Annotated in this window: 34 protein-coding genes and 1 pseudogene; 26 read left to right on the top strand and 9 right to left on the bottom strand. The window is 48.4% G+C overall.

Annotated features, from left to right (window positions below; all coding sequences use genetic code 11):
* The first annotated feature begins 33 nt into the window (after positions 1 to 33).
* From Q0R17_RS18190 to Q0R17_RS18125, 14 genes are all read left to right on the top strand, one after another.
* Complete coding sequence (locus Q0R17_RS18190; protein ID WP_293937664.1) at positions 34 to 711, top strand: phage baseplate assembly protein V; 678 nt, start codon at positions 34 to 36, stop codon at positions 709 to 711.
* Entirely contained in the window at positions 711 to 1,070 is a 360-nt protein-coding gene (locus tag Q0R17_RS18185) for a GPW/gp25 family protein (protein ID WP_293937662.1), read from the top strand. Before Q0R17_RS18190 ends, Q0R17_RS18185 begins: the two co-directional genes overlap by 1 nt.
* Positions 1,067 to 1,969: a baseplate J/gp47 family protein gene (locus tag Q0R17_RS18180; RefSeq protein WP_293937660.1), complete on the top strand. Its 903-nt coding sequence runs from the start codon at positions 1,067 to 1,069 to the stop codon at positions 1,967 to 1,969. The genes Q0R17_RS18185 and Q0R17_RS18180 overlap by 4 nt, the downstream gene beginning before the upstream one ends.
* On the top strand, positions 1,966 to 2,415 hold the full coding sequence (locus tag Q0R17_RS18175; protein WP_293937659.1) for a phage tail protein I: 450 nt from the start codon (positions 1,966 to 1,968) through the stop codon (positions 2,413 to 2,415). Before Q0R17_RS18180 ends, Q0R17_RS18175 begins: the two co-directional genes overlap by 4 nt.
* Before the next feature lie 176 nt (positions 2,416 to 2,591).
* Positions 2,592 to 3,101, top strand: a complete 510-nt coding sequence (locus Q0R17_RS18170; protein ID WP_293937656.1) for a phage tail protein — start codon at positions 2,592 to 2,594, stop codon at positions 3,099 to 3,101.
* Positions 3,098 to 4,720, top strand: coding sequence for a hypothetical protein (locus Q0R17_RS18165; RefSeq protein WP_293937654.1), 1,623 nt, complete (start codon positions 3,098 to 3,100; stop codon positions 4,718 to 4,720). The genes Q0R17_RS18170 and Q0R17_RS18165 overlap by 4 nt, the downstream gene beginning before the upstream one ends.
* Positions 4,720 to 4,977, top strand: coding sequence for a hypothetical protein (locus tag Q0R17_RS18160; RefSeq protein WP_293937651.1), 258 nt, complete (start codon positions 4,720 to 4,722; stop codon positions 4,975 to 4,977). The genes Q0R17_RS18165 and Q0R17_RS18160 overlap by 1 nt, the downstream gene beginning before the upstream one ends.
* Before the next feature lie 74 nt (positions 4,978 to 5,051).
* Positions 5,052 to 6,221: a phage tail sheath protein gene (locus Q0R17_RS18155; RefSeq protein ID WP_293937648.1), complete on the top strand. Its 1,170-nt coding sequence runs from the start codon at positions 5,052 to 5,054 to the stop codon at positions 6,219 to 6,221.
* A 15-nt stretch (positions 6,222 to 6,236) separates the two neighbouring features.
* Entirely contained in the window at positions 6,237 to 6,743 is a 507-nt protein-coding gene (locus Q0R17_RS18150) for a phage major tail tube protein (RefSeq protein ID WP_293937646.1), read from the top strand.
* 27 nt (positions 6,744 to 6,770) lie between these two features.
* The gene (locus tag Q0R17_RS18145) at positions 6,771 to 7,067 is read left to right on the top strand and encodes a phage tail assembly protein (protein ID WP_293937643.1); all 297 of its coding nucleotides are present in this window, start codon (positions 6,771 to 6,773) and stop codon (positions 7,065 to 7,067) included.
* An 8-nt stretch (positions 7,068 to 7,075) separates the two neighbouring features.
* Entirely contained in the window at positions 7,076 to 7,192 is a 117-nt protein-coding gene (locus tag Q0R17_RS18140; RefSeq protein ID WP_293937707.1) for a GpE family phage tail protein, read from the top strand.
* Positions 7,189 to 10,341: a hypothetical protein gene (locus Q0R17_RS18135; protein ID WP_293937641.1), complete on the top strand. Its 3,153-nt coding sequence runs from the start codon at positions 7,189 to 7,191 to the stop codon at positions 10,339 to 10,341. The genes Q0R17_RS18140 and Q0R17_RS18135 overlap by 4 nt, the downstream gene beginning before the upstream one ends.
* 2 nt (positions 10,342 to 10,343) lie before the next feature.
* Positions 10,344 to 10,787 carry a phage tail protein gene (locus Q0R17_RS18130; protein WP_293937639.1) on the top strand — a complete coding sequence of 148 codons (444 nt, stop codon included), beginning with the start codon at positions 10,344 to 10,346 and terminating at the stop codon, positions 10,785 to 10,787.
* Positions 10,784 to 11,830: a phage late control D family protein gene (locus tag Q0R17_RS18125; RefSeq protein ID WP_293937637.1), complete on the top strand. Its 1,047-nt coding sequence runs from the start codon at positions 10,784 to 10,786 to the stop codon at positions 11,828 to 11,830. The genes Q0R17_RS18130 and Q0R17_RS18125 overlap by 4 nt, the downstream gene beginning before the upstream one ends.
* A gap of 91 nt (positions 11,831 to 11,921) precedes the next feature.
* Here the strand turns inward: Q0R17_RS18125 and Q0R17_RS18120 are convergent, their stop codons facing one another.
* Together Q0R17_RS18120 and Q0R17_RS18115 are read right to left on the bottom strand one after the other, a co-directional pair.
* A complete protein-coding gene (locus Q0R17_RS18120) occupies positions 11,922 to 12,725 on the bottom strand; it encodes a hypothetical protein (RefSeq protein WP_293937635.1) in 804 nt (267 codons plus the stop codon).
* Entirely contained in the window at positions 12,712 to 13,560 is an 849-nt protein-coding gene (locus Q0R17_RS18115; protein ID WP_293937632.1) for a hypothetical protein, read from the bottom strand. Before Q0R17_RS18115 ends, Q0R17_RS18120 begins: the two co-directional genes overlap by 14 nt.
* Positions 13,561 to 13,710: 150 nt before the next feature.
* On the opposite strand from Q0R17_RS18115, the gene Q0R17_RS18110 reads away from it, so the two are divergent.
* On the top strand, positions 13,711 to 14,100 hold the full coding sequence (locus Q0R17_RS18110) for a helix-turn-helix domain-containing protein (protein WP_293937628.1): 390 nt from the start codon (positions 13,711 to 13,713) through the stop codon (positions 14,098 to 14,100).
* Positions 14,101 to 14,132: 32 nt separating this feature from the next.
* Here Q0R17_RS18110 and Q0R17_RS18105 read toward each other — a convergent pair whose 3' ends face one another.
* The 4 genes from Q0R17_RS18105 to Q0R17_RS18090 all read right to left on the bottom strand — a co-directional run bounded on the left by Q0R17_RS18105 (position 14,133) and on the right by Q0R17_RS18090 (position 15,473).
* The gene (locus Q0R17_RS18105) at positions 14,133 to 14,435 is read right to left on the bottom strand and encodes a DNA-binding transcriptional regulator (protein WP_293937626.1); all 303 of its coding nucleotides are present in this window, start codon (positions 14,433 to 14,435) and stop codon (positions 14,133 to 14,135) included.
* On the bottom strand, positions 14,428 to 14,742 hold the full coding sequence (locus Q0R17_RS18100; RefSeq protein WP_293937624.1) for a DNA-binding protein: 315 nt from the start codon (positions 14,740 to 14,742) through the stop codon (positions 14,428 to 14,430). The genes Q0R17_RS18105 and Q0R17_RS18100 overlap by 8 nt, the downstream gene beginning before the upstream one ends.
* A 95-nt stretch (positions 14,743 to 14,837) precedes the next feature.
* Positions 14,838 to 15,239: a type II toxin-antitoxin system HicB family antitoxin gene (locus tag Q0R17_RS18095; protein ID WP_293937621.1), complete on the bottom strand. Its 402-nt coding sequence runs from the start codon at positions 15,237 to 15,239 to the stop codon at positions 14,838 to 14,840.
* 51 nt (positions 15,240 to 15,290) lie between these two features.
* Entirely contained in the window at positions 15,291 to 15,473 is a 183-nt protein-coding gene (locus Q0R17_RS18090) for a type II toxin-antitoxin system HicA family toxin (protein WP_308446366.1), read from the bottom strand.
* A gap of 177 nt (positions 15,474 to 15,650) precedes the next feature.
* Here Q0R17_RS18090 and Q0R17_RS18085 point away from each other — a divergent pair, with 177 nt between their 5' ends.
* Together Q0R17_RS18085 and Q0R17_RS18080 are read left to right on the top strand one after the other, a co-directional pair.
* Positions 15,651 to 16,016, top strand: coding sequence for a type II toxin-antitoxin system RelE/ParE family toxin (locus tag Q0R17_RS18085; protein WP_293937618.1), 366 nt, complete (start codon positions 15,651 to 15,653; stop codon positions 16,014 to 16,016).
* Positions 16,009 to 16,344, top strand: a complete 336-nt coding sequence (locus tag Q0R17_RS18080; RefSeq protein WP_293937615.1) for a helix-turn-helix domain-containing protein — start codon at positions 16,009 to 16,011, stop codon at positions 16,342 to 16,344. Before Q0R17_RS18085 ends, Q0R17_RS18080 begins: the two co-directional genes overlap by 8 nt.
* Positions 16,345 to 16,396: 52 nt before the next feature.
* Here the strand turns inward: Q0R17_RS18080 and Q0R17_RS18075 are convergent, their stop codons facing one another.
* On the bottom strand, positions 16,397 to 17,554 hold the full coding sequence (locus Q0R17_RS18075) for a DUF4875 domain-containing protein (protein ID WP_293937612.1): 1,158 nt from the start codon (positions 17,552 to 17,554) through the stop codon (positions 16,397 to 16,399).
* 117 nt (positions 17,555 to 17,671) lie between these two features.
* Complete coding sequence (locus tag Q0R17_RS18070; RefSeq protein WP_293937610.1) at positions 17,672 to 18,511, bottom strand: helix-turn-helix domain-containing protein; 840 nt, start codon at positions 18,509 to 18,511, stop codon at positions 17,672 to 17,674.
* A 171-nt stretch (positions 18,512 to 18,682) separates the two neighbouring features.
* Here Q0R17_RS18070 and Q0R17_RS18065 point away from each other — a divergent pair, with 171 nt between their 5' ends.
* From Q0R17_RS18065 to Q0R17_RS18025, 9 genes are all read left to right on the top strand, one after another.
* Entirely contained in the window at positions 18,683 to 18,883 is a 201-nt protein-coding gene (locus Q0R17_RS18065; RefSeq protein WP_293937607.1) for a hypothetical protein, read from the top strand.
* Between the two features lie 106 nt (positions 18,884 to 18,989).
* Positions 18,990 to 19,238, top strand: a complete 249-nt coding sequence (locus tag Q0R17_RS18060) for an ogr/Delta-like zinc finger family protein (protein ID WP_293937604.1) — start codon at positions 18,990 to 18,992, stop codon at positions 19,236 to 19,238.
* Between the two features lie 78 nt (positions 19,239 to 19,316).
* Positions 19,317 to 19,877 carry a replication endonuclease gene (locus Q0R17_RS18055; RefSeq protein WP_293937601.1) on the top strand — a complete coding sequence of 187 codons (561 nt, stop codon included), beginning with the start codon at positions 19,317 to 19,319 and terminating at the stop codon, positions 19,875 to 19,877.
* A gap of 3 nt (positions 19,878 to 19,880) precedes the next feature.
* Complete coding sequence (locus Q0R17_RS18050) at positions 19,881 to 20,345, top strand: hypothetical protein (RefSeq protein WP_293937598.1); 465 nt, start codon at positions 19,881 to 19,883, stop codon at positions 20,343 to 20,345.
* The gene (locus tag Q0R17_RS18045; RefSeq protein ID WP_293937595.1) at positions 20,345 to 22,273 is read left to right on the top strand and encodes a replication endonuclease; all 1,929 of its coding nucleotides are present in this window, start codon (positions 20,345 to 20,347) and stop codon (positions 22,271 to 22,273) included. Before Q0R17_RS18050 ends, Q0R17_RS18045 begins: the two co-directional genes overlap by 1 nt.
* Positions 22,274 to 22,306: 33 nt before the next feature.
* Positions 22,307 to 22,552 carry a hypothetical protein gene (locus Q0R17_RS18040; RefSeq protein ID WP_293937592.1) on the top strand — a complete coding sequence of 82 codons (246 nt, stop codon included), beginning with the start codon at positions 22,307 to 22,309 and terminating at the stop codon, positions 22,550 to 22,552.
* Positions 22,549 to 23,094 (top strand): 3'-5' exonuclease, encoded by a 546-nt coding sequence (locus Q0R17_RS18035; protein ID WP_293937590.1) that lies wholly within the window; start codon positions 22,549 to 22,551, stop codon positions 23,092 to 23,094. The genes Q0R17_RS18040 and Q0R17_RS18035 overlap by 4 nt, the downstream gene beginning before the upstream one ends.
* On the top strand, positions 23,087 to 23,338 hold the full coding sequence (locus Q0R17_RS18030; protein ID WP_293937587.1) for a hypothetical protein: 252 nt from the start codon (positions 23,087 to 23,089) through the stop codon (positions 23,336 to 23,338). Before Q0R17_RS18035 ends, Q0R17_RS18030 begins: the two co-directional genes overlap by 8 nt.
* 197 nt (positions 23,339 to 23,535) lie before the next feature.
* On the top strand, positions 23,536 to 23,769 hold the full coding sequence (locus tag Q0R17_RS18025; protein WP_293937584.1) for a DUF4224 domain-containing protein: 234 nt from the start codon (positions 23,536 to 23,538) through the stop codon (positions 23,767 to 23,769).
* 61 nt (positions 23,770 to 23,830) lie between these two features.
* Here Q0R17_RS18025 and Q0R17_RS18020 read toward each other — a convergent pair.
* A pseudogene (locus Q0R17_RS18020) lies at positions 23,831 to 23,963 on the bottom strand (IS1595 family transposase); the annotation flags it as partial.

Here is a 23,963-nt window from a genome sequence, read left to right as displayed (position 1 = left end):
GACCGGCACACATAGCCATGACACGATTCGTGCATGGAACAAAACGCCGATATCGCCCGCCGCTTAGAAAGCATGATCCGCATAGGCACCATTGCCGAAGTGCGACACTATGCACCGCCCGCTTGCACCGTAGCAACGGGCGGGCTCACCACCACATGGCTACCCTGGCTAGAGCTACGCGCAGGCAAAACCAAAACATGGAACCCGCCCACCATTGGCGAGCAGTGCGTATTGCTTTGCCCATCGGGTGATCCTGCACAGGGCATTGTGCTGTATGGAATTGAATCCTCAAAAAACCCAGCCCCCAGCGGCTCGCCAGATGAAACGCTGACCGTGTACCCAGATGGCGCGCGCATCAGCTACAACCATGTCAGCCATGCTTTAGTCGCTATCGGTGTTAAAACCGCATTGATACAGGCTGCGTCGCTGGTAAAAGTAGATTGCCCGGAAACCGAAACCACCGGCAACCTCACCGTAAAAGGCAATCTAATCGTAGCGGGAACCAGCACCTTAAAATCAAACACCGATGTGCTTGGCCCGCTTAGCTATGCCGCCGGTTTATCTGGTCAAGGTGGGGCAGGTGGATCAACCACCATTACTGGCCCCATCAAACAAAGCGGCGGCGAACTCAGCTCCAATGGTGTAGTGCTTGCCAGCCATACCCACGGTGGTGTGCAAGCAGGTGGCTCCAGTACTGCGGGGCCAAAATAATGGCAGGCATGAATGCACTGACTGGCCAGCATATCGACGATATCGAGCATATCCGCCAATCCGTGGCGGATATTCTGCAAACCCCGCTTGGCTCACGCCTGCAGCGCCGTGAATACGGCTCGCTCATTCCCGAACTAATCGACCAGCCCTTTAATGGCGTCACCCGCATGCGTTTAATGTCGGCCACGGTGATGGCGCTTTTACGCTGGGAACCACGCATCAAGATTAGCCGCGTCAATATTCAAATGGGTGCAAGGCCAGGTGCCGTAACTTTAGATCTGACCGCTGCGCGCAAAGATGGCCCAAGAGGCGGGCAAATGGTCAATCTATCCATGCCATTGGCAAAAAGGCTTTCATGATTGATTTATCCCTATTGCCTGCACCTAGCGTAATCGAAAAAATCGATTTTGAAACACTGCTCAAAAAGCGCAAAGCCCGGCTGCTAGAACTAACCGCCCCTGAAAACAGGCCAGATTTGGCACGTGTTTTAGCGCTGGAATCAGAGCCTCTGGTGAAGTTGCTTGAAGAAAATGCCTATCAAGAAATGGTATTGCGTGCGCGGATTAATGACGCGGCAAAAGCGGGCATGCTGGCCTATGCCCAAGGTGCCGACTTAGATCATGCCTGCGTGTGGCTCAATGTAAAGCGGCTTCTGATCGATGCTGGTGATCCAACAAGCACCCCGCCTAAACCTGCCATTTATGAAAATGACACACGGCTACGCCTGCGCGCCCAAATGGCACTCGAAGGGCTTTCAGTCGCGGGTAGCCGTGGTGCATACCTCTTCCACACCCTGTCTGCTTCAGCGCAGGTAGATCACGCGCAAATTATCCAGCCTACTAGAGCAGACGCGGGCCATGTGAGAGTCATTATTCTGGATCAACGAGCAAATGGTATTGCAGATGCAAACCTAATTAAGCAAGTTTCAGATTACCTGTCAGCGGAAACCATCAGACCACTCACCGACTACGTGACGGTTGAGGCAGCTACCCCGATTAATTTTTCGGTAGTGGCCACATTAGAAATTGATAGTGGCCCAGATAGAACGCTGCTGCTTGACGCTGCGCGTAAAAACTTGGATAGCGCCATCGCGTCCTTTAGAAAAATATCTAAAGACGCGCCACGATCAGCGATTTATGCCGCATTACATGTGCCAGGTGTTAGCCGTGTTGTATTAACAAGCCCTGCTGCAGATGTGATTTGCAATGATGCAGAGTTTCCGTTCTGCACCAGCATTACGCTGAGCATCGCGCAATGAACTTACTCCCTCCTAATAGCAGCCCTCTTGAGCGTGCAACAGCATCTGCTCTCGCCATAGACCTGAATCCAGCCGTAATTAAAACGCTATGGAATCCTGAAAAATGCCCCGCAAGCCTATTGCCGTGGCTTGCCTGGGCCGTGTCTGCAGATGGTTGGGAACTGGCAACTACAGAACAAATGCAGCGTGATTTGATTGCTAACTCTGTACAAACACATCGAATCAAAGGCACTGCTGGGGCGGTAAAAGGGGCATTGGCCGCTTTAAATATCAATATTGATTTGGTCGAGTGGTGGCAAACACAGCCTAAAGGCACACCGCACACGTTTATGTTGACCGCATGGGCTAATGAGAATCGCAACGGCGGTGCGCCACTTAGCGCAGAAACATATCAAAAAATCAGAGCCTTGGTCGATGAGCTAAAGCCGGTGCGCAGCTGGTATTAGTTTGTAACCGGCTCTCGATTTACCCAGCCACTCAATATTGCAAGTACCAGCAACCTGGCAACGCTAAGTCAATTTGAAACCGAGATAAAAACGCCCCCGCTTGAATTTATGCAGCCGCTGGCTGCTGCTAATACATCAAATCTTTTTACACTGACTCGCGTAGCGATGGAGATTCAATGAGCATCATTATTCCAGTCATGACCGACGCTGGGCTGGCGGCATGCTTTAGGGCCGACAAACTGGGGCTAGATATAAAAATCGCGGCCATTGCGGTTGGTGATGCCGCATATAAGCCAGACAGAACCCAATTAGCTCTAAAAAATGAACGCGCCAGACGAATCATTACCGGCGGCAAAAAGGCGGGGCCAACGCAAATTAGCGTGAATACATTGCTGGATAGCAATGAAGACTTTTGGATTCGAGAAGTCGGCTTTATTTCTGATACCGGCATTTTGATTGCGGTTTGGAGTGATCCTGATACGCCGCTTGCATTTAACAAAGCAGGGCAAAAACACCTGCTTTCTTATGATTTGGCGCTGAGTGCTGTTCCAGCAAATAGCATCAATATTATTGCAATAGATGCGCCAATTAACTTAACGCTAGCTACAGAGTTTGCACAAATAGCATGTGCACAAATTAGTTTTCAAACCTTGTTTTTACAACAAATTAACCGGACAAAAATATGAGTTTAGAATCCACAATTGCTGATTTAGTTATCGTAAATCAGGGTTTAACCGCCGCCGCCGTAGCGGCTACAAATGCAGCAAATGACGTTTCAAAAAAAGTACAAAGTGGCGCTTTAGCATATGGATTGGACTCTGGTATTTCCAATGCATATCGCGTTGCATATGCACCTGAGGTGACGAGCTTAATTGATGGTATGGAGTTGAAATTTAGGCCATCAAATACAAATACTGGCGTAGCAACCTTTGCGCCAAATGGAGTTGCTTCTGCTTCAATTTTGTCACAATCTTTTCAACCCTTATATGGCGGGGAAATTGTAGCTGCAGGGTACATCGGCCTGACATGGAATAGCTCTAAGTCTGCGTGGATATTAACTGATAATTTTGGAGGAATGACACGAATTGGTAATGGGGTCGTCGAAAATGGCCTAGCATTTTATGGCGGCGTTCCATTGCCGAACTCAGTTGCAACAGGGCTTCAAATCGGGCAAACCAATAATAATGCGCGGGCGATCTCTACTCCTTCTGCTAGTGGTAGCCTCTCTTATGTGACGTGTGGAGCAGATGCAAATGTACTTGAATTGAGCTGTGGTAGTACATTGGGGTCTAAAAGTGGCTTTGCGATTTCACCCGCATATGCAGATGGCAAGTCAGACCCTGGGACAATCAAAATCTATATTGGTGGTACAACAAAAGCAACATTTGATAATAGTGGGAATTTTTTGTTGGGCGTACCTACGGGTAGTGCTCATGTGATTCAAAAAAACACGCTTGAAGGTTCATCTATTCTTGCTATTAATTCACAAGCATCGTGCTCAGCTGAGTTTTATTCAGTAGGTACTGGTGGACATCTAACTGGTGCCAATATGTTGGCAACCGGATTTAGGATTGGTAAAAATTTAACAACAGGCCGATCAATTGCAGCAACAGGGACAGTTAATGCCGCAGGGGCCGATTATGCCGAATATGAATACAAAAAAGCGTCTTGCTCAAGCATTCTCGCTGGGCAAATAATTGGTTTTGACATCGATGGTTTAATTACAGATCGTTTTGAATCCGCTGTATCGTTTGCAATTAAATCTACAAACCCGAGTATTGTTGGTGGCGACTCTTGGGGTGATGAAACGGCGATTGGTGCAAAGCCTGTTGAGCCTAAGCCTGTGGATTTACCAGGCTTACGAGCACAGCCTCAATTACCAGAACAAAGCCAGTTTATCGAAGTTGCAGAATATGCTTTGGCGGTAGCTGCTCATCAAGCCGACCATGCTAAGTGGCGTGAAGAACAATTCGCACATGTGCAATTAACGTTAGCTGCCGAATTAAAACACACCACAGCGATGCAGGAATATCAATCAGCCCTTGATGTATGGACTAATAAGCTTGAAGCCGTCCGCGCCACAGTGGATCGCATCGCCTACTGCGGTAAAGTGCCTGTGAATTTAACAGGGGCAAAGATTGGGGATTATCTGCTGCCGATCATGGCCAAAGACGGTGGTATTTCTGGTAAGTGGGTAACCAGTGCAGAGATTGACAAAGTGCCTGGTGATTACCGCCGAGCCATTGGCCAAGTACGCAAACTGCTGCCCGACGGGCGCGCGCTGGTTGTTGTGAAGCCAATCTGATGAATATTCCTAACGATAAACTCATGCACTTCACCGGCGGGGCAATCATTTTTATCCTTGCCGCCCTTCTCCTGCCGCAATCCATAGCGGCGCTGCTGGTTTGGGCTGTGGCCGGTGGTAAGGAGCTTTACGATCAGGCACATCCGGAGAGCCATACTTTTGACGGTTGGGACGCTTACTGGACGGTTGCTGGTGGTGTTTTAGCCGCCATCTTGCAATGGCTATGGTTTAAATCTGGCTTCCTTTTGTCCCTCTAAGCCCCACACGCCCCACTTACTGCACCGTTTAATCAACATCGGCATTCTCTCTCCAGCCCCTAAAGGAGAGAGAAATGCCCTCATATCACCACGGTACGCGCGTCATTGAATTAAATGATGGCACACGGCCTATCCGTACAGTATCCACCGCCGTCATCGGCCTGATCGCTACGGCCAGCGATGCAGATGCCGCAGCATTCCCGCTTGATACCCCCGTTTTAATTACCAATGTAAACGCCGCTATCGGCAAAGCAGGCGTGCTTGGCACGCTGGCTAAATCACTCGATGCGATTGCCGACCATGCCAGCCCAGCCATTGTGGTTGTCCGCGTGGCAGATGGCGCAACACCAGCAGAAACGACCAGCAAGCTGATTGGCACAACAACTGCAGACGGCAAGTTCACCGGCATGAAAGCCTTTCTTTCTGCTGCAGTGAAGGTGGGCGTTAAACCTCGCATTCTGGTAGCGCCCGGTCTGGATAGCCTGCCTGTAGCTACCGAGCTGGTCAGCATTGCCAAAAAACTACGCGGCTTTGTTTATGCCAGCGCATGGAACTGCAAAACCAAAGAAGAGGTGATCGCGTACATGGCTAACTTCGGCCAGCGCGAAATCATGATCATCTGGCCTGATTTTTTATGCTGGGATACGGTTGCCAACGCCGAAACCATTTCATGGGCTCCCGCCCGCGCTGCTGGTTTACGCGCCAAGCTGGATGAAGAAGTCGGCTGGCACAAAACGCTTTCAAATGTCACGGTTGAAGGCGTAACCGGCCTGACGCGCGATGTGTATTTTGATTTGCAAACGGTCGGCACCGATGCAGATTTTCTGAATGAAAAAAACTGCACTGTCTTGATTAACGCCCAAGGCTTCCGCTTCTGGGGCTCGCGCACCTGCAGCTCAGATCCGCTGTTCGCCTTTGAAAACTACACCCGCACCGCGCAAGTGCTGGCCGACACCATTGCCGATGCCCATTTCTGGGCCAATGATCTGCCAATGACCACGATGCTGGTAAAAGACATGCTCGAAGGCATCAATGCCAAATTCCGTGAGCTTAAAACAGCGGGCTACATCATCGATGGCAAAGCTTGGTACCAAGAAGACATCAATACCAAAGACACGATTAAAAGCGGCAAGCTCACCATCGATTACGACTACACCCCGGTGCCTCCATTGGAAGATCTAACCTTCCGCCAGCGCATTACAGATAAGTATCTGGTGGACTTTGCCAAAAAGATCAACGGCTAAAACTAAGGAAAAATAATGCTTCCTCGCGTACTAAAGAATTTTAATTTATTCAACGATGGCGAAAGCTTTGTTGGCCAGGTCGCTGAAGTAGAGCTGCCAAAACTGTCCCGCAAAATGGAAGAGTGGCGCGGCGGTGGCATGTCCGGCCAGGTAAGCTTAGATATGGGTATCGAAAAGCTGGAAATGGGCCTCACCTGCGGCGGCTTTATGCGCAAGCTGTTTAGCCAGTTTGGTATCGCCAAAGCCGACGGCATTTTACTGCGCTTTGCCGGTGCGTATCAGCGCGATGACACAGGTGAAGTGGATGCGGTCGAGGTGGTTGGCCGAGGCCGGATTCAAGAGCTGGAGCCGGGCAACGCAAAAACTGGCGACAAATCAGAAATGAAAGCCAAGTATTTGCTTACTTATTACAAGCTCACCATCAACGGCCAAGACCTGATCGAGATTGACCTGATCAATATGATTGAAATGGTCGACGGCGTAGACCGTCTGGCCGAGCAACGCCAAGCAATCGGCTTTTAACTCCCCCTATATAAAAGGCAAAACATCATGACCGACAAAAACATCATCACCCTCGATACCCCGATCAAACGCGGCACACAAGAAATCACCGAAGTCACCCTGCGTAAACCTAAATCTGGCGAGCTGCGTGGCTTGTCTCTTTCCGACGTTCTACAAATGGATGTCGCTGCGCTTAGCAAAATGCTACCGCGTATCTCCAGCCCCACACTTACAGATAACGATGTCGCTAATCTAGACCCCGCCGATCTACTACAGCTGGGAGCAGTGGCCGTTGGTTTTTTATTGCCGAAAGCGGCACAGGCCGAGGCTTTCCCGACCGAGTAGATAGTGTGATGGCCGATATTGCGCTGGTGTTCCACTGGCCACCGTCGGCCATGCAAGGCATGGAATTAGCTGAATTAATGGATTGGCACGAAGAGGCCAGAAAAAGACACGGGGCGGATGAATGAGTAAATTAAAACTAGAAGTTATTTTAGCGGCAATTGACCGTGTAACCGCCCCGCTCAAAGGTATTTCAAGTGCAAGTAAAGCAGTATCAAGCGAAGTAAAGGTACTACGTGAAAAACTAAAAGAACTTAATGGTACCCAACTAAAAATAGATGGATTTAACAAGCTACGTGAACAAGCCAAGAAATCAACCGAACAAATGCGGGAGCTAAAAGACTCCATTAAAGTAAATGAATTAAGGGTAAAACAATCTAGGACACTGCAAGCGCAACTTGCAGATGAAGTTAAAGGCACACGTAGAAGCTATAAAAGACTATCCGAAGAGATAAAAAAAACCCCTGAACCATCAAATGCTCAGTTACGATCTCTTGCCCTGCTAACTGCCGAATTAGAAAAAGTTGAGCTTAAATACCAGCGTGCACAATATGCCACCAGACGTCATAGTGCCGCTCTGCATGCAGATGAACAGGCACTAACTCGTAACCGAGGGCAACGCCAAAATCTAAGTAGGTCATTAAGCGAATCTCGCCAAAGGCTGCAAGATACCGGAATTTCAACTCGCCAGCTTGCCCAAGCTGAAGCGGAACTGAGAACACGCACCGAAGCCACAAACAGAACTCTGGCGCAACAGCGTCAACGACTCGAACAACTAGGGCATCAACAGCAACGCCTTAGTGCCGCTAGAGCCACTTATGATCGCCAAATACAAACACGCGACAAAATTGCGGGAGCAGGGGCAGCGGCCATGGGTGTGGGTACCGCGGTTGGATTGCCTATCATGCAGACCATCAATGAGGCCAAACACTTCAATACTGAAATGCAGCGCATCGCTGGTTTAGGCTTTTCCAAAGAAACCAATGCTGATGCCGAAGCCTATGCACGGGCCATGAAAACCTATGGCACCAGCGCCACAGAAAATGCCACCTTAGTGCGCGATGCCATGACGGTCTTTGCAGATCTGCATCATGCCGAGATGGTGGCTCCAGAACTAGCAAAAATGAAGTTCGCAAATACCGCTATTTTTGGCGCAGCAGACGGCGCAAAAAACGAAGAGCAATTTATTAATATGCTCAAGGTAATTGAACTGCGCGGAGGAACAAAAAACAAAGAAGCCTTTATGGGCGAAGCTAACCGGATTCAGCAAGTTATCGCTGCAACAGGTGGCCGTGTTGGGCCTGAAGAATGGAAAAACTTTATCCAAACCAGTGGTGTAGCGGGTAAGCAATTAAGCAGCCGATCCTTTTACAACATGATGGAACCACTCATCCAAGAAATGGGTGGTCATCAGGTCGGTACCGGATTGATGAGCGCATACAGCAATATCTATCAAGGTAAAACAACCGTAAGGGCCGCAAGGGAAATGGGACGCTTGGGACTGATCGATCCTAAGAATGTTGAATACGATAAGGTTGGCCAACTCAAGAGAATTAAGCCCGGTGCGCTCAAAGATGGCGAAACATTCAAAGCCAACCCCTTGGAGTGGTTAGAAAATACCCTATTGCCAGCATTAAAGGCGAAAGGAATTACAGATCAAGGCGCGATCAACGATACTATTTCAAGCATTTTTACCAATCGTACCGCCGCCAACTTAATGACCACCATGGTGCTACAGCGACAACAAATTCACAAAAGTGCCAAACTAAGTGAAGGCTCAGCAACAATTGACCAGCTCAACGCTTTAGCAAAAATAAGTACCGCAGGTAAAGAAGTAGCAGCACACAAAGGCTATGAAGACCTGAAGCTGGCAGTCGGTGAAAACGTTCTGCCACTCTACAACAGCCTGCTGGAAAAAATACTCGCTATTACCCAAGCTACCAAAGCATGGATGAACGAGCACCCCCAACTGGCCCGCGCGCTGATCATTGGCGCCGCGGCCTTAGCAGTATTTCTGCTGGTAATGGGAGCGGTCACCCTAGCCCTCGCCGCCATACTTGGGCCAATGGCTATGGTGAGGTTAAGTATGTCCACACTAGGGATCGGCCTGACTGGCCCCATAGGCTTAATCAGTAAATTCAGCGGTGGAATAGCAACCCTTGGACGCTCTCTGATGCCCTTGCTATTTACGAGCATTATTCGCATCAGCGCTATGCTTGCGCCATTAAGTGGCATGTTCGCTACGCTAGGCGCAGTCATTATGGCTACACCAATCGGCTGGATTATCGGCGGTATTGCAGCACTGATCGGTGTTGGAGTTCTGCTCTACAAATACTGGGCTCCAATTAAAGCATTTTTTACTGGTTTTTTTGGCGGATTAATCTCTGCAGCTTTACCGGCAATTAAAGCACTTTGGCAAGCCTGCACCCATTATTGGGGAAGTCTTGCAAAGCTACTCAGCGGCATCCCAATTTTAGGGCCAATCTTTAGCGTAATGGGGAGCATTGCCAGCGGAGCATTAAGCTTAATTTCTACTGCAGCACAAGGATTGTGGGGCTGGATAAAAGCTTTGCTACAACCAGTAAACGATACTGGAAATGCCGCGCAAAATATGGGGATTAGGTTTGGCACAGCCATTGGAAATATTGTTGCGCAACTGCTCAGCCTGCCTACTCAATTTGTGACGATTGGGGGCCAAATGATCGACGGATTAATTAGCGGCATTACATCCAAAATGGGTGCATTAAAAGAAACGATTACCTCTGTCGGGTCTGGAGCAACAAATTGGGTAAAAGAAAAACTAGGAATCCATAGCCCCAGCCGTGTTTTTGCAGAGCTGGGTGGTTTTACCATGGAAGGCTTTAATCAAGGCTTAGGGAAAGGCCAAAACGCCCCGCTGGCCACACTTGATGGCATGGCTCAATCATTAATTGAGCAAGCTAAAAGGATCAATCTCCCACTACCTAACCTGCCAAGCGTGTCTGATGCACTAAATGGGATGCGCAGTTTTACCGGCCAACTTGCAGCAACCAGCGGCCTGACTCTGGGCGCCACCTTGCCAGCCTTGGCCAACGTACCAATGGATACGCGCCCGCCCATTTCTGCCAGCGCTCGCCCGGCGGCCGCGCCGGTTGCATTAGCGCCGATCACCATTCAAATCTATCAGCAGCCAGGGCAAGACTCTAAGCAGATTGCCCAGATGGTCGCAGCAGAAATTGAGAAAATTCAACGCGCCAATGCAGCCAAAGGCCGCTCGCGCCTATCAGATAAGGATTAGCCATGGAAACCAAGATGCTGGCCCTTGGCCAATTTGTATTCGAGCAAAAAAACTTGCCCTATCAAGAGTTTCAACAACAGCTTGCATGGCGGCATCCAGCAGGCAATCGGGTTGGCCAGCGCCCCGCCCACCAGTTCACGGGGCCAGAAGATGAAAAAATCACGCTGACTGGCGTGTTGATTCCTGAGCTAACGGGCGGAGAGTCCGCCATTGAGCAGATCAGGATCATGGGGGACGAAGGGCTTTCTTGGCCTCTAATTACCGGCATGGGCGATATTCTCGGAATGTTCGTGGTTGAATCGCTTAGTACCACCCGTTCGGTGTTTTTTCAGGATGGCACAGCTCGCCGTATTGAATACACGCTTAATCTATTGCGTGTTGATGATGACGACACTGCAGTAGAAGAGGACGAAATGGAATTCGATCAGAGAATGGAAGCCGCATGATTTATCACAACACAGAACCAAAGCCGATCTTTGCTATTCACCTAAATGGCAAAGACATTACTGGCCGTTTAGATGATCGTTTGGAATCTCTCACAATTACTGATAATCGCGGCGGTGAAGCTGACCAGCTTGATATAGTTTTGCAAGACCATGATGGTTTGCTGGAAATCCCACCGCGCGGAGCAGAGCTAAGCATCTCCATTGGATGGGAAGAAACGGGGCTCATCAATAAAGGTAGCTACAAAATTGATGAAGTAGAGCATAGTGGCAGCCCAGATAAGCTCACTTTACGTGGCCGCTCAGCAGAAATGAATGGCAGCCTAAATTTAAAACGAGAAAGAAGTTTTCACGGCAAAGTATTGGGCGATATTGTCGCCACAATCGCAAAACAAAATAAACTCAAATCAAAAATATCACCCTCCCTCGCAAAAAAAAACGTAGCGCATATCGACCAGACGAATGAATCAGATATGAATCTGCTGACCCGTTTGGGCGATCAATTCGATGCCATTGTCACAGTAAAAGAAGGGCATCTTTTATTTATGCCAACCGGCCACGGCGAAACAGTCAGCGGCAAGCCTATGCCTGCAATCACAATCACACGATCCAGCGGTGACAGCCACCGCATCAGTATTGCTGATCGGGAAAACTATACTGCCGTTAAAGCGAACTATCAAAACACCAAGGGTGCAAAACAAGGCGCAGTCACCTACGACAAAAATGGCAAGACCGAAAAAGCACCTGAAGGAAATATAAAAATACTGCGCCATACCTATGCAAGTAAGGCAACGGCAGAAAGGGCAGCCCGATCTAATTGGGCCAAACTTCAGCGGGGTGTTGCAGAATTTAGCATTAACCTTGCTCGTGGCCGCCCAGACCTCATGCCAGAAATGCCAGCCAGGGTTAGTGGCTTTAAACCGATGGTTGATGATGCGGAATGGATTATCAGCAAAGTGACACACACTTTGAGCGAAACAGGACTGGGGACTTCTTTGGAGTTGGAAGTAAGGCTGGAGAAGCTGGCCGATGATGACGAAGAATAAATGCCTGATATTTAAGCAAGCTAATAGGCGGCCATCTGGCCGCCATTTTCTTGGCTAAAAATTAAGAACTACTCACAATTTTGTGGATAATTTATCCATACAGCCACTTAGAAACTTTCTCCACCGCATTTTGTGGCGTAGAAACGCTGGCATCAATTCCGCAGCGCTCACGCAGCATAGCCATTGCATGCGCAAGCTCTGCGCTCAATTCATTGGCATGATCAAGCAAAACTAAAAGTTGTGCAGGATGGTCACTTTGCATGGCCAGGCTAATACCCGCCTCAGTCACCGCATCTGCAGCGAGTAAAGGATCATTTGCTGCTACCACGGCAGTCACACGCCCCCTGTATTCAAGCGTCGTTATATTGTTATCGTGGTTTTCATTCAATAGAGCGCCAAACACAGCCCGCAGATCTGCCAATACTGCAGACATTGCGGGGGAATCTGGCCGCTGGATAATGCCGCCCAGCTCTTGTGTTTTTACCGATGGGGGTAGCAAGAAATTCACATGTTTTGTCCACGCCCTTTGCAATGCAATGTCTGGCGATGGGTGCCGCCACAACACCTGCCTTGAATAGATCAAGGTATTAGGTGCGGGGGATTCTAAAATGCCGTGATCAAAAGCCCACTTACAGCGCAAAATCAAACTTTGCCATTGAGCAATCGTAGCTTCACTAAATTGCGGAGCCAGCGCAGAAGTGTCTGCAAACCGGTATAGCGTATCTGCAATAGGCTTACGCATAAATACCGCGACGCCATGCGCGCCATGCTCTGCACTGGATGGAATACCCCGGACAGAAATAGTGAGATAAAACCCTTCACACCAATCACTGGTATCAATTGCTTCAGGTGCAAACATCGATAAGCGTTCGGCAAAATCTTTACGAATAGGCATGAGCGAGCCTTGTTCTAAGCCAGATCATATTGCTACGTGCGCATAAGCATTGCATGATTAACTCCGCCAATTCTGCATCATCCAGCATTTCAGGTAACCAAAAATGCAGATACGGCGCACAAACTTGTAAAGCAGCCGCATGATGAGCAGCCCGGGCAAGCATTCTTTCTAAGGCGTATTCAGGCAACATTGCACCAAAAGCCGCTTTGCCTAATTTACTACGCCGCCGGCCACTTTTAGCGCTTGGCCACAGCGCTCGGATTGACTCCAGCGTCCAACAATCCCCTCCTAAAAAATTGCCACCATCCAAGGTTGCAAAATCAGGTGAGCCATTAGGCTGAACCAGCTCAATCAGATTACTAATATTGTCGTCGATATTTTCACCCCATTCGTCCAACGCCATCGTTGGAAGAAGCCAGCGCCATTTTTGCAGCGCGGCCTGCAGGACAGGGTCACCATGTGGAACGATCGGCATCGGTGGCGCAGCGCTGACCAATTGAGTAGTCGCCCAGCCAGGGATTAAATCCCGCTGCCATCCTTCGCGCCACGGGATATGCGGGTAAAGCTGCTCCACCATCACCAGCGGTACCTGACATAGAAAAGCCTCAATAGGCTGCGGGATGTTCATAGGCGCGGCTAAATGCCAGCGAAGTAAATCACCAGCAAGAATGGTCTTATCGGGCATGGTCACTTTTAAGTAAACAGCACGTAGTTCGCCAATCTCGTCATAAATATCAGCGAGACATACGCAGGATGATTCGCTATCAAAACCAGCAACAGGAATATCCAAACTAGCAATGCGATCGGAAGTAACAATAGGTAGTAAGCGGATCATTGAACCAACAAAAAGCGCGTAATTCTAAAGACTTAGCTGCAATAAAAACTAAACATTCAAATATTTACCGACAGCCGGACAAGCAATACACTAATATTAAAAAAAGTTTGACTGTTTGACGTGAGGCGCAAGGAATCATAAAAAGGGGGTATGAAAATAGGCTCCCGAATTATCCAAGCACGCGAAGCCCTAGGCTGGCAGCAAAAGACGCTAGCCCGCATGCTTGAGGATAAAAATATCATGACCCAGCAAACCCTTAGCGATTTAGAAAAGGGTAAAAATTCGTCTTCGCGCAAAACTTTCGAACTAGCAACAATGCTGGGGGTGAACCCCTATTGGCTTGCGACGGGAGAAGGTGAAATGAAAGGCAATGCAACAAGTGGTATTTGGCAACACAGTGACAGACTAGCACCGCTACTGGCCAGATTAGATCTACTTGATAAACATGATCAACTACCCACAGCAATGATTGAAGGCATGATGCGGCTGCTGGATGTGGTAGACGAAAAAAAACCGCCCTCGGCGGATATTCCTGAATAAACCCAAAACGGCGACCATCTGGCCGCCGTTTTTTATCTTAATGATTCTCTAATGATCTCTGGATGCCTTGCTGCAATTTTAATTAATGCATCAGCAGCACCAGAAGGTTTGCGCCTGCCTTGCTCCCACTCCTGAAGAGTGCGCGCTGAAATATGCAGAGCCTCAGCAAACTGAGATTGGGAAAGCCCCGTTTTAAGTCGGGCTGCCGCAACCTCATTGGGTGTAACCTGAGTAACCCTTGCCGTTTTACCGGCGGACATTTCACGGATCGATTGCAAAAGCTTAGCGCCTAGCTCTGCACCCGTCATTACGTCATGGTCTAGTGCTTTAGTCATTTTCAAGAGCCTCCCGAATAGACTTCAATAGATGAGCAGGAATACTCCCGCGAACGCTTTTTGCGTAAATGAGCAAAAGCCAAATTTCGCCGCAGGGCAAACGCGTAAAGTAAATCACACGAACACCACCACTTTTACCCGTACCAGATCTGGCCCAACGCACTTTACGGCAACCGCCACTACTTGGAATAACGTCCCCAGCTTCAGGGTAAGCTGCCAACCAAGCGCAAAATGCACCTCGCTCTTCCTCAATCCACAGCAAATTTGCATCTGCGGAGAATGTTGGCGTTTCAATTATTGTATGCATTCATCAATACTACGGCATTGACGTATAAAAAGTCAATCAACAAAAAAAAGGCGACCATAAAGGCCGCCTTTTTTATTTTTAACCAGCGTGATGACTTACGCCGCGTGAAGCTCACGAGCCATCTTTTCAATGGCAGCCTCTGCAAGCCAGCCACTCCGGTTATTGGTGCGAGCATCAATACGATGAATTAATAGCCCAGGTAATGTGACGTTAATTTTTTCTGATTTTCCAAGGTAACGGGAAACATCAATTTCTACCATTCCCCATACAAAGCCCGCGTACTCAGGGCTCCCAAAGTAAGCATCCACTCTGCTTGCTTCAGGGATCACTTCTTCGTCCTCTGCTAAACCTTCCAAGTGTAGAGAAATTGCCTCTTTGGCATTACTCAATGCTTCATCTAAAGTATCGCCAGCAGAATAGCAACCCACTAAATCAGGGACAATCACACCAAATGCGCGCTGATCATCACCGGGTTCAATTGCAATGGGATACAACATTTTCCGTACTCCATCTGATCCGAGAAAAGTGTATCAGGAAAAAAACCGGCCTTACTTCAGGCCGGCTTGCTTCTTGATACTGTTAAGGGTTCCGATTGGCAGGTCTTTTTTGGGGTGAGGCACTGTTACTCGACCAAGCTTCGTAGGGTGCTTAAACTGATGATGACTTCCCCTCGTTGCCACTTCATACCAACCGTCACTTATCAGCATCTTAATGAGTGCCTGGCTAGTCATGACGACCTCTACTCTTTGCTGACAGGGTTATTATAACCCCAAAAAGAACAAAAGCAATAACCCCAGAGTTATTTTAAACACTCTCCAGCTTCGGAAAGACAAACGGCGACCATCTGGGCCGCCGTTTGTCTTTTGCACACCACGAAATACTATTTCACATGGTGCAAAACAAAATAGATGTATACAATTTTATACATGAGAGAAAACAAAGCAATCCATTGGTCAGGATCCTCACGTGAAGACCTGATTAGCTTCCCAGAAGCCCCACGCAAAGAAGCAGGCTTTCAGCTCTCAAAAGTACAAGCTGGCTTGGAACCAGATGACTGGAAGCCCTTTGATGCCGTAGGCCGAGGAACAAAGGAAATTAGAATCAAAGATGCTACTGGAATCTTTCGCATCATGTACGTTGCCAAGTTTGATGAAGCAATTTATGTACTACATTGCTTTCAAAAGAAAACAGAAGCTACATCAAAGAAAGATAAAGACATCGCTGAGGCACGATACCGAGCCATCGTACAAGCAAGGAATACAAGCCATGAGTAATATCGACACTAAAATCAGACATGTCACCCAGCCCAGCGCAAACCTATTTGCAGAGCTTGGCTTTTCGGCTGATGATGCCCAGCGTTATCAGGCCGAATCCCTCGCACAAATCAATTCCACTTTAAAAATTAAAGAAGAATTGATTATAGAGCTGGGGTCATGGATTAAGAGCACTCAGCTGAGACAAGAGGATGTGGCTAAAAAGCTTCATATTTCAAGGCCAAGAGTCTCTGATGTGGTCAATAAAAAAACCAACAAATTTACGATCGACTCCCTCGTGTCAATGCTCATCCGTGCAGAAAAGCCCATAACAATCAAAGTGGGCTGATCCTGCTCATCCAACAAAAACGGCGACCATCTGGCCGCCGTTTTTGCTTTCATTAGCGAGACTCAAGAATCTCTATAACCTCACCATCTAACCCTACCTTAGCTTTAGTGAATCCTTTTACCACGCCACCGTAAGAATTCTTACCCCGATATTCGGTATTTATAATTAAATAATCCCCCATATCAAAATATCGGGTAGCGCTATGTTCATAGCTGCTTGGATCATTCATTTTTTCTTTGATCACGCGCTCAAGGCCACGATGCGCACCATCCCACGGGCTAAACTGGGCCTCAATCGACTTTTTTCTAGCCTCAAGAGCTTTAGCTTTTTCTGCCATGCGAGTCTTCGCTGCGGCTTCATCATCTGCTGAAGAATAAGCATTCATCGGCGTTAGCTCGCTAATAAATGGCAGGCTTATTTTTTCAGGAGTAGTGCCTAGTTTTTTGGCCAGAAAACGAGTTAGCTTCTGCTCATCAATATTGCCCGTTTTATCAATAAACCGTTTTTTATTGTTTTCCCATTCCCGCGAAATAGTCAGCTGTTCGGCGCTTACTTGTGAATCAGTCGCCTGAATTTCCCATTCCTTCCCGTCACATTCACGGCCAGAAAATCCACAACCATCTGCAAAATAATTGGCAGATGCCAAGTTATTGCCAGACCCAACTCCAGATTGATCAAACGCTAAAAAAACAACCTTGACCAGCTTCCCGGGCGCAAGCTCCATGGCTGCTTTTTTTACAGTTGCAGCCCGGTCTGCTTTGCTTATCGCATCAGGCGCCACAATATGAAACTTGGCTTTTCTGTTGTCTTGACCATCATCATCTTTTGCCACGGTATAAGGCTTAGCTACACCGACCAGATAATGATCATCAGCTTTTTTAGCCTGGCTATTTGATGGCGCAATCGCAGCGGCCTCACTTGCACTTGCCACTTGCTCAGCAGGCTTATCTGACTTTAAAGAGCTTCCTATATTAAAAGATCCAACGATGCACCACACCACATAACATATGGTCACACTGGAAGATTGCGAAACGAATGCAGACCACCCTTTAGTAACCCAATGCTGAACCAGTTTGCGGTAAACGAAAATCACACATGCAGTCTCAGCGACAAAAAGCAACCTTCCCCAGTTACTCGACGCAGAAAAAAACAAAATTAGAAAGGTAATACCTAAAAAACCAAAACAAGCCCATTTAATAATCTTTTTCATTTCTTTCTCAAACCATACAAAAATACAAGTGTAACATTAGCAAATCCTTAACAGCACCCGTAAAAATGGCCGCTTAATAAAGCGGCCGAAATTATCTTTAATTATCAATACGCTAAGTTATTTACCGGGCTTGCGACTAAACACCCCCATATCGATTTTGCCAGCTTGCCCCGATACGGCCAGCTCTTGCTTATGCTGTTGCAGCGCGGCATTGGCTTTTTCTACTCGCTCCCCAGCGGGCAGCGGTGCCGGGGTTCGGGTTTTTCTTGGGTTCATCTGGTCTGCCATTTTTACCCAAGTTTGCAGCATGGCCGGGTCCAGCGTGCGGCACATCCACAGATCAATAAACGAATCAAACAGCGGCTTGAGTTCTTCAGGCACGTAATCACTCACACGCAGATCATCGCTTTCCTGGCTGCTCATGCCCGCATGAAATTTCAGCGGCTTGGGGCTGCGCACGCCGTTGACGATGTAATACACATCCCAGCCCGCAAAGGCCAGGGCGGTTAAATAGGCTTGATCTGGCATTTGCAGCGCGTTTTCATACATGGCTTGCAGGTGGCGGGTGCTGCCTTTGGCCCCGCCTTCCTCAGCCAGCGCTGCCACATCGGCTTGCGATAAGCCTTGCTCCATGCGTAACTCACGCAGGCGATCACCAATAGGGCGCAGCTCATCCAGCGGGCGGCCTAACTCCACTAAGGAGAAATCAGCGAAAACTCCGTCACTAGGGGTAACGGGGGTAGACGATGAGCGACCCCCCATGATGATGTACTGGATATCAGCGCCAATTTTGGCAATAGCTGCCAAGTAATCCGTATTTGGTGCGCCATTTCCTTTCTCATAGAGTAATTGCGATCCTTTGGATACTCCACCAGATCGACCAAAATCGGCTTGGTTCATACCAAGACGGTTTCTCTCTTCTGCAATTCGCAGACCAATATCAATTTTTTGATCCATAAAACCCTTGCACGTATCAATATATTGATACATAATCCAATTCAGTCACGTAACGAGGTGACAAGAAACCAGCTTTCTGAACAAAGCTAGCTGTGCTTTAGGATAAAACTTGTACGCCTCTAGAAGCGGCCATTATGGCCCATTTTATCGCATGTAACATGAGATCAGAGTATGAAAAAGACCGGCTACAAAATCACAGCCAAAGGTGTAGAAAAAAACCAAATTGCTTTGCGTATGTATAAGCATGAAGTGGACGTCTTGAAGTACATGGCAGAAAAAGAATGTATGGGATGGGGTGCGCTGGCGCGGGTTTATGTGCTGGCAGGCATGAAAGCGATGGGCGTTCATGTAGAAGAACCCAGCAAGCAATAAAACGTAATGGAAGTAAGCGTAAGGCAAGAAATACCATTACACAAGTAACAATTTGCTTTCAAGCATAAGCAAGCGCTTAAAAACATAGTATCAGAGGGATGTAATAATGGCTTTAGAGATTCTTTGTCCTACATGTGGCGGTAAGACATCCACTCGCACCAGCGAAGAATTCGGCCCTCTGCTGAAAAAAGCCAAGCTGGTATGCAGAAACTGTGGTCGCCACAGCTACTTTACCGGCGAAATTACCGAGCATTTCGATATTGTGCTTTCGCGCAATATGGCTATTCATACCTTTGCTGAGCGCCCTGCTGCCGCCAATGATGGCGCTAAAGATCAGCTCAGCCTAACGCTCTAAGCCCTAACCCATAAATCCACGCCCAGAAAAAGCCCTTAAACGGGCTTAAGGGCACCGCTTTGCCTTTTGGAGCCGTAAATGAATATTGCCGAGATAAAAGCCAGGATACAGCGCACGAAAAAACGTGACTTATTTGTGGCGTGGGTGAGGGAAATGGAGCAATGCGCCGTAAGTGAAGGATTGGCGGGTTTTTTCGTGCAGCTGAAAGCGCCACCGTTCTTTTATCCGGATCACCCGGAGTTTGAGTTATTTGGTGCGCCATCGCCATGGAACACCCAGCAGTTTCTAAAGAATATTTTTGCCCGCACCTGCCGAAGCTGGCTAAAGCGAAATATCGCGGTGCAAGGCATTCGGCTGGTGCGCCCATCTGCTGGCGGTACCCCGGTTTGGACGCTGTATCTTTGGTGCCCAGCTAAAGATGCAGAGGAAATGATTGAGCTGTTCCACCGCGCGGTGCTTAAGGCGTTGGTCGTGGATAAGCATGGGCTTTTTAACGTGTGTGATGCCGCACCAGCAGAGGGCTATTTGCTCAAAGTGGCCGGCCAATACCGGCAGACCTTTGAAACACAAGATCAAGCCTTAGTGGACGCTTGGTCCAAACTGCATCGCATTAGCCAATTTCAAGTGATTGGGAGTTAAGCCATGAGCGCTCTTGCCCAACTTAGCCCCGTTGCAACAGCTAACCACGCCGACCCTAAACGCTGCCATGCAGAAAAAATTACGCTATCTGTGCGTGAAACGCTGATGGCGCAGGTAAGTACGTTTGCTAAGCATTCAGCGCCAGCGACTTGGGCACCGGCGCACGCGGAAAACATCCCTAAGTTGGAAAAGAAGGCGGATATCCCTTTAAGCGCGGATAACCGCGCCATCCTCGCCCAATTACAAGCCAAGGTTTTGGAATTTAACGCGGATATCAGACCACTGTTGATGGCGATTGGCTTTAGAGAAATAGACAACTTAAGCATGGCCCCGCTGATGCATTTATTAAACAGCAACGGCGGTGCGCTGGCCGAACTGAACCGGCGCTTTGATATTGATACTGCCGCCCGGATGAAAGCTCTGCGCCCAGCGCAAGCGGTGCGCGGCGAAGACAGGAGGGCCGCGTAATGATCGCCCAAAGCCAATGGCATCAAAAAATACACGCACAACAGGCGCGCCAGGAAGCGGCCAATGTTGAAAAGATGCTCATCGGCATCCCCGATCAGCTAAAGCACAGCTTGCGCAGTAAATGGCGCAAATTAAGCAAAGCAGCTGGCCTGGCTGCAGTGCCAAACGCCAATGATTTTGTACGCAAGTTTGCCAATAAATTACGCGCCAGCCTGCTGCCTATCGAGTGTGATGACATCGAGCTGGCCGATATCGCCAAGAAAGCGGCGCAACTATGCGGTGACGTAGTGAGTAAAGCCAAGGCAGGGCGTAAGGACGACGCACTTATGCGACCTTTCTTTATGTTGGAGGCGATTAATATTGCGGCCGATCACGGGCTGGAGCTGGATTTAAGCGGTATGGACTCTGAACAGCTGGAAGCGTTAAGCAAACGCCTGTGTGACCCTAAATGGTGGCGTGGCCGTCTAAAACGGGCGGTAACATTTACCGTGGAGCACGCGCATATCCGTTTGGGCGATGTAGGTAAGCAGCATGACCCTTACGTGACAGCAGCAACCGCGCTGCGCATCCGCATCCGCCATGAGAACAACCAAAAAGCACTGCAAAACGCAATTGCTACCAATGAAATTGGCTATGAAGCATCAGTTGCTGATTTAAGCCTGCGTGGCGTTTCTAACCCGGTATTGCGCCGTAAAGAGCTGATGACGCGCGTGCGCGGCATGGAAGAAATGGGCAATGAGTGGGGCATGAATAGCTACTTTATTACCTTAACCGCTCCCTCCAAATACCACGCTTGCAGCAAGAAATATAAAGCCTTTGGCGAGCCATCGCCGCGCGATACCCATCAATATTTGTGCAAGGTATGGGCTAATTTACGCGCCCTATGGAAGCACCGCAATTTAACCCCGTTTGGTATTCGCGTCGTTGAGCCACACGCCGACGGCACACCACACTGGCATTTGCTGCTGTGGTGCGAGCCAGAGCGTGCTGATTTGATGTTGGCGCTGTTTAAAGCCAAAGCGCTGGAAGAAGACGGCGACGAAGTGGGCGCAGATGAGCACCGCTTTACCGTGGAAAACATCGATCCACGCAAGGGCAGCGCAGTGGGCTACATCGCCAAATACCTGTGCAAAAACATCGATGGCGCGCATATGGATATTGACTATGACTCTGGCTATTCCGCGCCGATGGCTGCCGAGCTGGTACGCGCTTGGGCGAGTGTAAACCGCATTCGCCAGTTTCAAACGCTGGGCCAGCCACCGGTGACCATCTGGCGCAATCTGCGCCGTGCTGATCTTTTTGCCCAGGAAAACATGCTGATCCTGAACGAGTTTCATGCGGCCGCAGATGCGGGCGATTGGGCAGCCTTTGCCAAGGCGTTTAAACGTTTAAAAAGTGGCTACAAGATTGGCTATGAGCATGTGCTGGTACCCGATGAAATCACCGGTGAGCTGGTGAAGCCGCTGAATAAATACGGCGAGCCACGCAGCATCGCTGCCGCAGTGGTCGTCCGCGCGGCAAATGGCGAGGTGATCGAGCGCGTCCAGACCAAACTACATGAATGGGAAGTGAGCTGGGGCACGGATAAGTCACTGGGTAAGGTGATGGATCAGTCAGGTTATGGTTTTGACTTGGCCGTTGATTCTCAGCGCAGCGGCGAAGCCGCGAGCACTTGGACTTGTGTAAATAACTGTTCAACCCCTGAACATAAAGCCGAAATTCAGAGGCTTACAGATGCTTTCCGTATCGAAGATGCGGCCTACAAAAAAGATATTCCGCCTTATGTGCCTGATGGTGTTTGGGTAAAGAACAGCATTGGCCGTATGGAGTTCCGCCCTTTTGAGCGTAAGAGCAATTGGGAAGTAGAAATCACCGCAGTAGCAGACAAAAACGCGCCAGAGGCCTGGCTGATGGATGCCAGCTGGTAAATCACGTCTTATTGATAACGGAAGGAAATAAAAATGGAAATTGAAACAATGGAAAGCATGGCTAAGCGATTAGCCGGTTGTGGCGCTTCAGAACAAGTAAAAGCCGTAATAAAAGCAATCGCCATTATTAAAAAAGCGTCTGGCTATCTTGATACATCAAATCGCGTTACAGCACTGATCCATTTATCTGAAGCCTTGTCAGGGAAAGATCACGCGGCTGATACGCTGATTGATGCTGCATTTATGTTCGAAATGGAAATGGAAGAGAAAAACGCATGAAAACTTTATTTCTTGACCTCGAAACAACCGGGCTAAACAGCGACGGTAAGGATGAAATCCTAGAAGTCGCAATTGTTGATGAAGATGGCAATGTCTTGATCAATACCCTGGTTAAACCACTCAATAAAACTGAGTGGCCAGAAGCCCAGGCGATCCATGGGATTAGCCCGGAAATGGTCGCCGACGCCCCCAGTATGGATGAGTTGCAATGGATAATTTTAAATTTAATTGTCGAGCATGCAACAGATGAAGTTGTAATTTACAACGCGGCATATGACTGGGCATTTATGCCGCCAATGATTCAAGGTATTGGCACATACATAGAAATCGAATGCGCAATGGAAAGCTTTGCCGAATATAACGGCTTATGGGACTCAAAGCGTAATAACTGGAAAAGGCAAAAACTAAGCTTTGCAGCAGAACACTTTAATCACGTTTGGAATAGCGAAGCCCACCGCGCCTTAGCAGATACCCTAGCGTTAAAAACAGTTTGGCAAGGCTTGGCCAGCTGGCGCCTAAATAAGGAGTTTGTCAGTGAGTGATTCAATCGACAGAGCTAGTGACGTAGCTGAAATGATCCGCAGTAATGCAATTGCCAATCATTTTGCAAATGCCAAGCTTAGCCAGGACAAAACACCTCCCCCAAATGGCGAATGCCGCTGGTGCAGTGCAGAGGCCGCCAATGATGCCGTGTTTTGCTGCAGTGAATGCGCCAAAGACTGGCAAGAACAAAACGCCAGGCGACTAAAAGCCAAACAAATTGCAGGCCATACACATTATGGATAAGTTTAAAAGCCCACTCCAAAGAGAGCCAACCGAAAATTGTAATAGCAAAAGGCATACAGAGCTTGATCAAAGCGGGTGGTATTGGTGGCGATCAAACCCAATACAACGCTGGGGAATTATGTATATCGCTAATCCAAAACGATTAACTTATGGCATGGCGGCTTTTGAATTCGTTGGGCCAATACCGGAGCCAAAAAATGGGCAGCATCAGAATTAATAAAGAAGAACTCGTAGAGCTAACTGGTAAACATCAAAAAGGAGCACAAGTAAAATGGTTTAAAGAACATTTATTGGTTGATATTTCTTGCGATACAAAAGGCCCCATTATTAATCAAGATGTATATAGCGCTTTATTACAAAAACGCTATGGCCTTCTAGCTACAATGCCTACAGAAGTTAAACGTCCGCAAGTTCAGTTAAGAAAATCATGACAAGAAAACGCACAAGCAATAAAGCGCTGACTAACAGCAGAATATATATTAAGTTTCCTGATTATGTCTCTTGCTCAGTTAATCTCCCACGCGGGCAAGGCTTAGCTATGAGTAATGCATGTAGCATTCGTGGAATTAGGGCGCACAAATCAAAACGCCGATTAAATCGATACTGCATTTCTGCCAAATAGCGA

The sequence above is a fragment of the Iodobacter sp. genome (genome assembly GCF_025352645.1).
Lineage (GTDB): Bacteria > Pseudomonadota > Gammaproteobacteria > Burkholderiales > Chitinibacteraceae > Iodobacter.
The sequence above is the reverse complement of the archived record's forward strand: the minus strand, read 5'-3'. Positions and strand labels throughout refer to the sequence as shown.

What these genes read in the sequence shown, in the direction of transcription:
- Q0R17_RS18080 (WP_293937615.1), top strand. Translation starts at nt 16,009, where the DNA reads ATGAGTAATATCGACACTAAAATCAGACATGTCACCCAGCCCAGCGCA.
- Q0R17_RS18180 (WP_293937660.1), top strand. Translation starts at nt 1,067, where the DNA reads ATGATTGATTTATCCCTATTGCCTGCACCTAGCGTAATCGAAAAAATC.
- Q0R17_RS18025 (WP_293937584.1), top strand. Translation starts at nt 23,536, where the DNA reads ATGGGCAGCATCAGAATTAATAAAGAAGAACTCGTAGAGCTAACTGGT.
- Q0R17_RS18115 (WP_293937632.1), bottom strand. Translation starts at nt 13,560, where the DNA reads ATGATCCGCTTACTACCTATTGTTACTTCCGATCGCATTGCTAGTTTG.
- Q0R17_RS18065 (WP_293937607.1), top strand. Translation starts at nt 18,683, where the DNA reads ATGAAAAAGACCGGCTACAAAATCACAGCCAAAGGTGTAGAAAAAAAC.
- Q0R17_RS18170 (WP_293937656.1), top strand. Translation starts at nt 2,592, where the DNA reads ATGAGCATCATTATTCCAGTCATGACCGACGCTGGGCTGGCGGCATGC.
- Q0R17_RS18040 (WP_293937592.1), top strand. Translation starts at nt 22,307, where the DNA reads ATGGAAATTGAAACAATGGAAAGCATGGCTAAGCGATTAGCCGGTTGT.
- Q0R17_RS18155 (WP_293937648.1), top strand. Translation starts at nt 5,052, where the DNA reads ATGCCCTCATATCACCACGGTACGCGCGTCATTGAATTAAATGATGGC.
- Q0R17_RS18075 (WP_293937612.1), bottom strand. Translation starts at nt 17,554, where the DNA reads ATGAAAAAGATTATTAAATGGGCTTGTTTTGGTTTTTTAGGTATTACC.
- Q0R17_RS18085 (WP_293937618.1), top strand. Translation starts at nt 15,651, where the DNA reads ATGTATACAATTTTATACATGAGAGAAAACAAAGCAATCCATTGGTCA.
- Q0R17_RS18050 (WP_293937598.1), top strand. Translation starts at nt 19,881, where the DNA reads ATGAGCGCTCTTGCCCAACTTAGCCCCGTTGCAACAGCTAACCACGCC.
- Q0R17_RS18150 (WP_293937646.1), top strand. Translation starts at nt 6,237, where the DNA reads ATGCTTCCTCGCGTACTAAAGAATTTTAATTTATTCAACGATGGCGAA.
- Q0R17_RS18045 (WP_293937595.1), top strand. Translation starts at nt 20,345, where the DNA reads ATGATCGCCCAAAGCCAATGGCATCAAAAAATACACGCACAACAGGCG.
- Q0R17_RS18035 (WP_293937590.1), top strand. Translation starts at nt 22,549, where the DNA reads ATGAAAACTTTATTTCTTGACCTCGAAACAACCGGGCTAAACAGCGAC.
- Q0R17_RS18105 (WP_293937626.1), bottom strand. Translation starts at nt 14,435, where the DNA reads ATGACTAAAGCACTAGACCATGACGTAATGACGGGTGCAGAGCTAGGC.
- Q0R17_RS18145 (WP_293937643.1), top strand. Translation starts at nt 6,771, where the DNA reads ATGACCGACAAAAACATCATCACCCTCGATACCCCGATCAAACGCGGC.
- Q0R17_RS18110 (WP_293937628.1), top strand. Translation starts at nt 13,711, where the DNA reads ATGAAAATAGGCTCCCGAATTATCCAAGCACGCGAAGCCCTAGGCTGG.
- Q0R17_RS18060 (WP_293937604.1), top strand. Translation starts at nt 18,990, where the DNA reads ATGGCTTTAGAGATTCTTTGTCCTACATGTGGCGGTAAGACATCCACT.
- Q0R17_RS18140 (WP_293937707.1), top strand. Translation starts at nt 7,076, where the DNA reads ATGGCCGATATTGCGCTGGTGTTCCACTGGCCACCGTCGGCCATGCAA.
- Q0R17_RS18120 (WP_293937635.1), bottom strand. Translation starts at nt 12,725, where the DNA reads ATGCCTATTCGTAAAGATTTTGCCGAACGCTTATCGATGTTTGCACCT.
- Q0R17_RS18095 (WP_293937621.1), bottom strand. Translation starts at nt 15,239, where the DNA reads ATGTTGTATCCCATTGCAATTGAACCCGGTGATGATCAGCGCGCATTT.
- Q0R17_RS18090 (WP_308446366.1), bottom strand. Translation starts at nt 15,473, where the DNA reads ATGACTAGCCAGGCACTCATTAAGATGCTGATAAGTGACGGTTGGTAT.
- Q0R17_RS18070 (WP_293937610.1), bottom strand. Translation starts at nt 18,511, where the DNA reads ATGGATCAAAAAATTGATATTGGTCTGCGAATTGCAGAAGAGAGAAAC.
- Q0R17_RS18160 (WP_293937651.1), top strand. Translation starts at nt 4,720, where the DNA reads ATGAATATTCCTAACGATAAACTCATGCACTTCACCGGCGGGGCAATC.
- Q0R17_RS18165 (WP_293937654.1), top strand. Translation starts at nt 3,098, where the DNA reads ATGAGTTTAGAATCCACAATTGCTGATTTAGTTATCGTAAATCAGGGT.
- Q0R17_RS18125 (WP_293937637.1), top strand. Translation starts at nt 10,784, where the DNA reads ATGATTTATCACAACACAGAACCAAAGCCGATCTTTGCTATTCACCTA.
- Q0R17_RS18130 (WP_293937639.1), top strand. Translation starts at nt 10,344, where the DNA reads ATGGAAACCAAGATGCTGGCCCTTGGCCAATTTGTATTCGAGCAAAAA.
- Q0R17_RS18175 (WP_293937659.1), top strand. Translation starts at nt 1,966, where the DNA reads ATGAACTTACTCCCTCCTAATAGCAGCCCTCTTGAGCGTGCAACAGCA.
- Q0R17_RS18185 (WP_293937662.1), top strand. Translation starts at nt 711, where the DNA reads ATGGCAGGCATGAATGCACTGACTGGCCAGCATATCGACGATATCGAG.
- Q0R17_RS18190 (WP_293937664.1), top strand. Translation starts at nt 34, where the DNA reads ATGGAACAAAACGCCGATATCGCCCGCCGCTTAGAAAGCATGATCCGC.
- Q0R17_RS18135 (WP_293937641.1), top strand. Translation starts at nt 7,189, where the DNA reads ATGAGTAAATTAAAACTAGAAGTTATTTTAGCGGCAATTGACCGTGTA.
- Q0R17_RS18100 (WP_293937624.1), bottom strand. Translation starts at nt 14,742, where the DNA reads ATGCATACAATAATTGAAACGCCAACATTCTCCGCAGATGCAAATTTG.
- Q0R17_RS18055 (WP_293937601.1), top strand. Translation starts at nt 19,317, where the DNA reads ATGAATATTGCCGAGATAAAAGCCAGGATACAGCGCACGAAAAAACGT.